5 protein-coding genes are annotated in these 8,664 nt (G+C 56.3%); 3 read left to right on the forward strand and 2 right to left on the reverse strand.

Translation table 11 applies throughout. From position 1 onward, the window contains the following. The first annotated feature begins 990 nt into the window (after positions 1 to 990). Together VKV18_RS08195 and VKV18_RS08200 are read left to right on the forward strand one after the other, a co-directional pair. Entirely contained in the window at positions 991 to 1,971 is a 981-nt protein-coding gene (locus VKV18_RS08195) for a stage II sporulation protein M (protein WP_324203721.1), read from the forward strand. Positions 1,972 to 2,047: 76 nt separating this feature from the next. Beyond that, positions 2,048 to 4,021: a hypothetical protein gene (locus VKV18_RS08200; RefSeq protein WP_324203722.1), complete on the forward strand. Its 1,974-nt coding sequence runs from the start codon at positions 2,048 to 2,050 to the stop codon at positions 4,019 to 4,021. A gap of 14 nt (positions 4,022 to 4,035) precedes the next feature. Here the strand turns inward: VKV18_RS08200 and recN are convergent, their stop codons facing one another. After that, the gene (gene recN, locus VKV18_RS08205) at positions 4,036 to 5,703 is read right to left on the reverse strand and encodes a DNA repair protein RecN (protein WP_324203724.1); all 1,668 of its coding nucleotides are present in this window, start codon (positions 5,701 to 5,703) and stop codon (positions 4,036 to 4,038) included. A 385-nt stretch (positions 5,704 to 6,088) separates the two neighbouring features. Then, a complete protein-coding gene (mrdA, locus tag VKV18_RS08210; protein WP_324203723.1) occupies positions 6,089 to 7,900 on the reverse strand; it encodes a penicillin-binding protein 2 in 1,812 nt (603 codons plus the stop codon). A gap of 410 nt (positions 7,901 to 8,310) precedes the next feature. On the opposite strand from mrdA, the gene VKV18_RS08215 reads away from it, so the two are divergent. Then, positions 8,311 to 8,664, forward strand: a 354-nt coding sequence (locus VKV18_RS08215; RefSeq protein WP_324200588.1) for a PHP domain-containing protein, incomplete at its 3' end; no start/stop codon positions are given.

An 8,664-nucleotide genomic window follows, 5' to 3' on the forward strand; every position in this document is an offset into this window, starting at 1 on the left:
TAAGTTTCAGTTCACATCAGTTCTGAAGGGGAAAGGGCTGTTAAGACAGTCAATCTTGTGGTTCTAGAGCCAATTCATTGAATAACCCTATCTTGCTCGCCCCCTATCCCGGCCTTCCCCCCGATTCGGGAGAAAGGGGGCGGTTGTGTTGAGTTTCCGAAGGAAAGATTATCAAAGGAAACCGCCTGTAGGGGCACGGTCACCGTGCCCCTTTTGCTAATCTCCCCTCCCCCTACAGGGGGAGGGGTGGGGCTGGGGGCTTTAAGAGCCGGCGATACGCCTATCATTTCGAACCGGAGGTAAGATAGACAATTGTCATTTCGAGCCGAAGGCGAGAAATCTTAAGTTTTAGCCCCTGCCGAACTCTGAGGGAAAGGGATGGGGCCGCAGAAACTGCCAATCTCGCGGCTCTAGAGCAAGTCAGCGAAGTGAGCTTATCTTGCTCGCCCCCTATCCCTTCCTTTCGTCTTGCAGCCAGCAACGCAGCGGCCAGTGAGATAGACGATCATGGGAACTGGACTGGCCGCTGAGTTGCCCACCGCTAGGTGCCCCTCTCCCAAATTGGAGGGAGGGGAAGGACGCCCTGCCCCAGAAAATCGCAAGATTTTCTGGGGACCCCAGCGTCGGCCTTGAGGGGAGGGGAGTGGGGGCTTGAAGAGCCGATGACCAGTTCTGAGGCGGAGGGTGTCGGCCACGAGAAAGTGCCGTGCGCAGCACCGTTTGTCTTGAGGCGCCTCATTGTTCTGCATGGAGACTGGAGACGGCTGTGGTTGGTTTATACCCCTAGCGCAAGTTAGCAAAGTGAGTCAAGCCTGGGGGGAAGCAAGCTTCCCCCTAATGCTGCGGGTAGCAAACAGGGAGTACTCCCTGCCACTGCAAGGTGTTGGGGATGTGACTTTGTTTTCTCTACGGCCTTCCTTAGTCAACGATTAAGGTATTATGGAGTATTGAGGCAGGGGAACAGCCAATGCGCGGAGTACGTGCAAACCGATGAACGAGCAGGATTTTGTGAATGAACGTCAGGCCGATTGGCAAGAGTTAAGCCGTATTGTACGGAAGGCCGATACGCGCCATGGTGTGCGTGCGCTCGATAGAGAGGACTTGCTTCGGTTTATGAGGCTCTATCGGCGTGTCTCCTCCGATCTTGCCTATGCATCGGCTCAAGCGCTTAGCGAAGATATTGTGGGCTATCTCAACGGGTTGGTGGGGCGCGCCCAAGCGATTTTATACGAGGCCGAGACCTCCACATACCCGCTTCAGACCGTACGCCACTTCTACCTCTATGAATTTCCAACGCTTTTGCAACGCCGGTGCGGTTATTTTCTGGCCGCTCTGGCCATTTTTCTCATGGGTGTCGGGTTGGCCTACTGGATGGTTATCAACTCGCCGCCACGGCTCAATCTGTTTATTCCCAAGGAGTTTCAAGCGAGCGTGCGTGTCTGGAAAAGCGGCAAGATAGCATCTCCTCCATCAGCGGCCTTTTCGGGAATGCTGATGACTCACAACTTTCAGGTGGCCGTTATGGCCTACGCCACCGGCCCGGCTCTCTGCGTTCCCTCCGCCTATCTCTTGTTCTACAATGGGGCGGTGTTGGGGGCTATGTCGGCCTTAATGACCCAGGTGCATCGTCACGCCACCTTTTGGCCCGGTATATTGCCCCATGGCGTTGCCGAAATTACGGCCACGCTCATCGCGGGGGCTGCCGGCCTTATGATGGGGGTCGCTCTTCTCCTTCCCGGGCCCTATCGCCGTAAAGAGGCCTTTTTACGAGCCGGTAAAGAGGGCGTTCAAATGCTATTGGGTACCATTCCGCTCTTTGTGTTTGCCGGCCTGATCGAGGGCATGTTTTCGCACCTCTCGCTGCCCGCATGGCTTCGACTCACCTTTGCCGGACTGAACGGCGTTTTCTGGTACCTCTACCTGTTCTTGCCTCGACGCTTACCCGTTTTCGGGGAGGAAAGAGAGGTGTAATGTGGCCGAAGGAACTGACCTCTTGTGCACTTCGTAACTCTCCTAAGAATCTCTCCGCTTTGGAGTTTTCAATCGCATGAGTGGAAACGACACGATAAGCGCTTCCATTGAAGTTCTTCATCGCCTACGTCAAAGCTACCCGGAAACCGCCTTTCTTGCGCTTGGCCAAACCGTGTTTTGGGATGAGCCGATGAAGGCCGTTTTGCGCCGCCTGCTCGATCAAGCGCAACTTGGGGGCAGAATGGTGGTGGGTGTTCACGATACGGACTACTTTGCCCGCACGCGCCTTCCTCGTGCCGGAGAGGCGCGTTTTGCCCTGCTACCCCATAACGACGGTTCTACCCGGGCGCTCTGGTCGGCTGCAGGAGAGATTTCGGCCCTTTTCGGCAGCGAAACGTTTCCCACACGGCACGATTTTGCCGCCCATGGGGTTCCCTTGCGTCGCCTTGCCACTGCAGACCCACGAGGCAAACAGGCCTTTATTGACGAGGTAACCGAAGCGTGGGGCTGGCGTGGACTGGCCTATTTGGGTTCGAGCGACCTTATCGCCAACTCTGTTCGTCTGAAAGATGTGGAAGAAGGGCTGCTGCAACTGCTCTCTTGGGGGTTTGAAAATAGCTGGCAGCAGATCGGCCCGCAATGTTGTCATCAGGAAGCGCGCAACGTGGGGGAGGCGCTACTTCAGTGGTGTAAGGACTACTGTCTGCAGCATCCCGATGCCACACTCTCCCAGCTCTATCGCGCTCTCCTACCTCACCTCTATTCGCTGCTCCTCGGCCATCCGCCCACCGACCTCGAAGTTACCTGCACTTCCGACCTACTGCGCTTCAACACACAGACCGCCTCGCTGCCGCGATTTCGCATCGTGTCGCTCTTCCTCAATCCTGCCACACGCGAAACCGCCGTGCAGGCCTACAACAGTGTGGTGGCAGGCAGCGAAATTTACACCCTCGATCGCTTCGGGCCCGGAGCGCTTCCCTTCGATTGCCTTGTGCCGGGAAGAGGCCGGGGCACCTTAAGAATAACGCCGCGTGTGCTCTTCATCGAAACCCGCGCGCCCATCGCCATCCCGCTCAAAACACCCATTGAAACGGTAGAGGCGCTGGCCGAGGTGCTTACCGCGCGCCTTGGAGATCAGATCGCTTTGGTTGGAAAAGCCATTACGCTTATATCGATGTTCGCCCAAGAGTTTATCTGTGTCTTCAATGAAGAGGGTTCGATGTATGTCTGGCGCACTCGCCAGATGAACCAACGGTTGAGACAGCAGGGCATCCCCATCGAGGCGCATCCCCTGTTACGTTTGCGCTATCGAACATGGGATTCTTTGGAGGTCGCCAACGCGACGCTGCGCCCCACAGCGCATATCGCCCATGCATTTGGCCGTACGTCGCTGCTCTGCTCGGAGTTTGCCGCCGGCTGGAGGTCGTCTCTAGAGCGGCAAGAGAGGCTTACCCAACAGATCAAAGCGCTTCGTAAACCGCTGGACTTGATTCGCTTTTTGGAGCAGCAAGACCCTGCTGGCACTTGGGCCGATCGGGCAACAGAGTACGCTGCGGCCAATCGCCAGCTTATTGAGTTGCAGCAAGAGGTGCAGCCATTGCGAGAACGCCTTAAGGCCGCGCATGAACACCTTTATCGGCTGAAACAACAGGAGCAGGCCGTGCAGCGAGAGATGGGACAGCACTATCGCAGTGTGAAAGAGTGGAACGCCGAAGCGCAGGCACAGCGCGATCAGTACAGGGCCACACTCGAGCGCATTGCCCATGAGAAGAAACAGATGCGCATTCAGATCGTCTCGCTGCGCACAGCCCTGCTAAAACAGGAGCGTGGTGAAAAAGCGCAGGCGGCACGAGCTGCCCGCTTGCAGGTACATCTGGAAGCGGAGCGAGCACGCCTTCAACTTGTGCGATATGCTCTTCTCACCTTGCGCGGGCTTCCTCATACCGATCATCGGCCCTCTGCATGGTGGTTGCCCATGCTTTCCCCTTCGGGCGAGTGGTTCCGTCGCATCGTTGAGACCACCACCATCTATACCGAGCCGCTTCTTTAGGGCCTAGGGAGGCGCTAAGACGAGCGCGAAGCGAGCATCTCGCGGGCATGCTGGCGCACCGTGTCGGTAACGGCATTGCCACCTAGCATACGGGCTATCTCTTCGATACGCTGTTCTGAGGTAAGCGGCGTTACTTGCACCGTTGTGCGCTCGCCGTCTACCCGCTTCTCAATAGCAAACTGATGTTCGGCGCGGCTTGCAATGGGCGCGAGATGGGTAATACAAAGCAGTTGTGCCCTTTTTGCAAGTATCGCCATTTTGTCGGCGATCACGCTCGCCGTACGACCCCCAATGCCCACATCTATCTCGTCGAAAACCATGGTGGGCAGCTCTTGACGTAACGACATGGCCGTCTTCACGGCAAGCATCACCCGCGAGATTTCGCCTCCGGAGGCCACCTTCACAAGCGGCCTCAGCGGCTCGCCGGGGTTGGTAGATAAAAGGAATTCTATGCGATCGGCACCCTGCAAAGATGGTTCCGTGGGCTGCAGTTCCACGCTGAAGCGGGCGCGCTCCATGCCAAGCTCCTGCAGTTCGCGTTGTATTAGCTTTTGGAACTCTTCGGCTGCGCCTCGGCGCAGGTTGCTTAGTCGCTTGCACTGCTCGGCCAGTGCCGCCTCTAAACGGGCTATTGTGTGATCCAAGTCGCGACCGCGCTCCTCACTGTGGGTGAGCGCATCGAGTTTGCGCGCTATGTCGTCGCGATACTGCAAAATCTCTTCGATAGTGGCGCCGTACTTGCGTTTAAGTGTGCGTAACAACTCTAAGCGCTCCTCTATCGCCTGCAGCCGCTCCGGAGAAAACTCGATGTTCTCTTGATACCGGCCAAGTTCGCGCTCAACCTCACTCAGCTCGTAGAGGGCCGAGCGAACCGTCTCTAACGGTGCATTTAGCCTCTCGTCGAAAGAGGCCGCCTCCGCTAACGCCCGTTCCACCCTATCGAGCGTTTCGATGGCACCTCCCGCATCCTCATTGCTTAGCCCTAAGAGGGCGGTGGTCACATTCTCTGCCAAGCGTTGCGCATTGGCCACGCGCCTATGGTCGGCGGCAAGCTCCTCATCCTCTCCCACAACCAGTTTGGCCGAATCGATCTCGCGAATCTGGAACTGATAGAGGTCGAGCAGATGCATTCGCTCGCGAGCCTCTTTTTCCAAGGCCTGCTGCTCTTGCCGTAAGTTCTGTAGTTCCGTCCATATGGCTGCGAGAGCGCATTTTACTTCTAGGATCGGCTGACCACCCCACTCGTCGAGAATATCTCGATGGCGCGATTGCGAAAGCAGGGACTGATGTTCATGTTGACCGTGAAGGTCTATCAGCCATTCGGCAAGCGTTTTGAGCTGGGCCACGGTGGCGGGGCGGCCGGCAATGCGGCAAAGGGAACGCCCGTTGGCCTGTATTTCTCGCGAGAGCAGCAAGAGGCCCTCTTCGGGTTCAAAGCCCATCTCTTGAGCGATCTGGGCGATGTGCGGCAAGCGACTGAGATCGAACAGAGCGTCTACCACCGCCTTTTCGGCACCGGCACGCACCATTGCAGGGTCTGCTCGTTCTCCTAGTGCGAGGCCGAGCGCGTCAATGAGAATAGATTTGCCCGCGCCGGTCTCTCCGGTAAGCACATTGAAGCCCGGATAGAACTCGATGTCGAGGTGGTCAATAATCGCTAAATTCCGTACAGAAAGTCGCATCAACACGGCCTGCAGCCCTCTCGCTTTTTAAATACGATGTTATATCTACATTTTACAGAAAATTCGGCAGAAAGCCCCGCACCTTTAAACAGGGGGAGGAATGCCGTTGGAGCGACAACCAGACATTTGTAGCACAACGGGAGGCTTGGCCGCAGCAGCGAAAAACATGCACGCTCTATAGCACCTAGTTCATGCTCCTCAACGGGCAAACGGTGCGCAAAAACGTTCAAGTTCGGGGTGACCGTGCCTTTAGGGGGTGCTTTCGCCAGCAAGAGCATTGTGGATGTAGTGTGAGAACAATTTGCCGTCTGATCCTGTTGAGACTGGGACTACCGTCTGAGGGCGCAAGTTCCAAGAGGCCTTTAGGCTTTCGTCAAGAGGGCTGTTATCTGTGTGCCAAAGCGACCTGTTGCGTACGGTGGAAAAAGTAGTAGCGCAGCATTTTCTGGGCGATGGGGGCTGCCGCCTGTGCCCCGTAGCCACCGCCTTCTACCATAACCGCGATGGCGATGCGTGGATGCTGCACGGGAGCAAAGCAGATGAAGAAGGCATTGTCCTCTTTTTTGCCTTGACTATAGGCCTGGGCCGTACCGGTTTTTCCGGCGATAGAAAGCCCCGGAATGGCGATCCCCGCGGCCGTGCCGCCGGGTTGAACGGCCATCTCCATCCCTTGAACAATGGCCTGTCGTGTTGCCGGGCTAAAGCCTATCTGCCCACGTGCCTTCGGTTCAACAGGCTGCACTTTACCGGTGATGGGGTCAACCATAGCATCTACAAAATGGGGGCGCCACAGCGTGCCACCGTTGGCGATGGCCGCCACGTAGTCGGCGAGTTGAAGCGGCGAGACTCGCAGATAGCCCTGCCCGATGGAAAGGTTGAGGGTGTCGCCCGGATACCAAGGGCCTCGCCCAGTCTTTTTTTTCCACTCCGGCGAGGGCAGCAGGCCGGGCGTTTCGGTGGGAATATCTATGCCTGTACGGCTTCCAAGCCCATAACGTTTCGCCCAGGCCACAATCGCCTCCGGACCGGCCAGAAGCCCAACATGGAAAAAGTAGACGTTGCAAGAGGCACCGATAGCCCGATAAAAGTCGGTGGTGCCGTGTACCTCATCGCAGTGAAAAAGTCGGGCGCCAAGCCGCAGGTAGCCGGGACAATAGAACTGCGTTTGTGGAGTGATGACCCCGCTCTGCAAACCGGCAGTTGCCGTGATGGGTTTGAAGGTCGAACCACAAGCAAAAGCGCTGTCCGAAGCACGGTTAATTAAGGGGTGGGCCGGGTCTTTGAGCAGCTTGCTATATATCTTCCCGTACTGATTTAGATCGTAAGAGGGCCAACTCACAAAGGCGAGTACCCCGCCGTTGTTGGGGTCGAGAGCTACCACAGCTCCGCGGTGGCCCGTATCCGCTAAAGCCTGTGCCGCCACCTTTTGAAGTCCAAAGTCAAGCGCCAGCCTAAGTGTTTTCCCCGGAATGGGCGCGATCTCCTGTCCCTGCCCCAAGATACGCCCGCGCGCATCCGTCTCGTAGTCGGTTTCGCCCGCCTGACCCCGCAGCACCTGCTCGTAGGTGCGTTCAAGGCCGAAAATACCTACCTGGTCGTTCATGTGGTAGCCCCGACTTTTCCAACGCGCATAGAGTTCGCTGGTAATAGGGCGGGTGATTCCAAGAAAGGACGAGCAAAGCCCATCGTCGCGATAGTATCGAACCGGCTCGCGCGTAATGAAGACGCCGGGCAAGTCAAAGCTCTCCTCTTCCACGCGAATGAGGGTCTTGATGTCCACATCCTTATCAATGGGCATTGGGTCGTAGCGACTGACTTGCTGTACCCACTTCGTTAGCTGGCTTTGAAGGTCGGGTTCGGAAAGATTAAGCAGTTCGGCAAGGCGCGAAAGCGTTTGCGGATGCTTGCGAACATCGTCTGGAAAGACGGAGATAATGTAGCGCAGTCGGTTGGCGGCAAGAATATGCCCGTTTCTATCTTCGATGAGGCCTCGAGGGGCGGTTCGGCGAATGTGCTTGTATTGAAGGTTTTGGCACTGTTCGGCTAGCTCTTTGCCTTCCACCACCTGCAAATACCAGAGGCGGGCAACGATGGCTGCTAACAACAGAAAGATAATGCCGTAAAGTAGGCGTAAACGCCTTAAATCGGGCACATGCTCCGGTGCCTCAATGGGGCTGGTTATCGGTTTTTCGGCCACTGGCACTACCTCCTCTTTTTTCTTACCGCAGCAGCACGGGCAAAAGTCGCAGACGGCTATCGCTTAACTCTTCTAGTTTACACGCTAAGTTGGTTTTTGATGCGGATGGTAAAGTTCGGTTTTGGTATATTGGGGTATAGGGCCTGTTGGCAGGAAACGATGGAGGCATTCGAGAATAGAACTTTGTCTACTTTTCGCAAAAGGGGAAAACCGTTAAAATAGCAGAGAGTTCTAAATATAGCGGCGATCGAGTTCGACAGCACTAAATAACGGCATCTGCCGGGTGCGTAGAAAAACTCGGGCGACAACAGTCTCGCTGTTGTACCGGGTGGCACCGGCGTTTCGGCGTCGGTAAGAATTGGAACTCACGTCGCATCTTGCCTGCATTTCCATTTTCGGGAGTAGTCGCCATGTCGAGCAGCTTTGTTCACGTCCATTGCCATTCGGAGTACAGCCTTTTAGACGGGGCCAATCGTCTGAATGCGCTCATACAGCGCGCTGCAGAGCTAGAGATGCCCGCTCTCGCACTCACCGATCATGGCGTAATGTACGGGGTGGCGGACTTTTATGAGCGCTGTAAGGCGGCGGGAGTGAAGCCCATCCTCGGAGTGGAGGCCTATGTTGCCCCACGCCGTTGTACCGACAAACAACCCAAGCTCGACCAGGCAGCCTACCACATGGTCTTATTAGCCCGCAATTTGCAGGGCTATAAAAACCTTCTCAAGCTCACCTCCATCGCGGCTCTGGAGGGTTTCTACTACAAG

It is taken from the genome of Chthonomonas sp. (assembly GCF_035294505.1).
Lineage (GTDB): Bacteria > Armatimonadota > Chthonomonadetes > Chthonomonadales > Chthonomonadaceae > Chthonomonas.